This window comes from Actinomyces urogenitalis DSM 15434 (assembly GCF_000159035.1).
In the GTDB taxonomy this organism is placed as follows: Bacteria; Actinomycetota; Actinomycetes; order Actinomycetales; family Actinomycetaceae; genus Actinomyces; species Actinomyces urogenitalis.
On the sequence record NZ_DS999605.1, the window covers coordinates 1 to 758 of the forward strand.

A 758-nucleotide genomic window follows, 5' to 3' on the forward strand; every position below is an offset into this window, starting at 1 on the left:
CTGGGCGAGCGTGAAGCCGCCGGCGGCGACGGCCTGGGCGGCCTCGGCGTACTCGGCGGGGTCGGTGAGCACAGCGACGCCCGGGTGGTTCTTGGCGGCGGCGCGGATCATGGAGGGCCCGCCGATGTCGATCTGCTCGACGCAGGCGTCGAAGGGAGCGCCGGAGGCGACGGTGTCCGTGAAGGGGTAGAGGTTGACGACGACGAGGTCGATGGGGGTGACCTCCAGGTCGCTCAGCTGAGCCATGTGCTCGTGCTTGCGGCGGTCGGCGAGGATGCCGGCGTGAACGCGGGGGTGGAGGGTCTTGACGCGGCCCTCCAGGCACTCCGGGAAGCCGGTGACCTGCTCGACGGGCGTGACGGGCAGGCCGGCTCCGGCGATGGTGGCGGCGGTGGAGCCGGTGGAGACGATCTCGACGCCGGCCTCCACGAGGGCGCTGGCGAGCTCGGTCAGGCCCGTCTTGTCGTAGACGGAGATGAGGGCCCGGTGTACGGGGACCTGCTCGGGGTTGATCAGTCCCTCGGTGGGGACGGGCTTGGTGGGCACAGCCTGGGCTGTGGGGACGGACGACGGCGTAGCCATGCGCTCTCCTGGTGCGATCGGTCGGTAGGGCGCCCAGGCGGGCGACGCCCCTTCGGTGGATCGTGGTCGCTCCCCGGTGGTACCCCACCCTCGCCAGTTGCGACCGGGTGGAGTCTATCGCGCACTCTCCCCGCGGGCTGTGGCAGGAGGGCCGACGGCGGTGGGTAGCCGGCAAA

General features: G+C 72.0%; 1 pseudogene and 1 riboswitch. The pseudogene reads right to left on the bottom strand.

The annotated features are described in order from the left end of the window. A pseudogene (purH, locus tag HMPREF0058_RS11470) lies at positions 1-582 on the bottom strand (bifunctional phosphoribosylaminoimidazolecarboxamide formyltransferase/IMP cyclohydrolase); the annotation flags it as partial. Between the two features lie 24 nt (positions 583-606). Then, a riboswitch (ZMP/ZTP riboswitch) is annotated at positions 607-693 on the bottom strand. Positions 694-758: the final 65 nt, after the last annotated feature.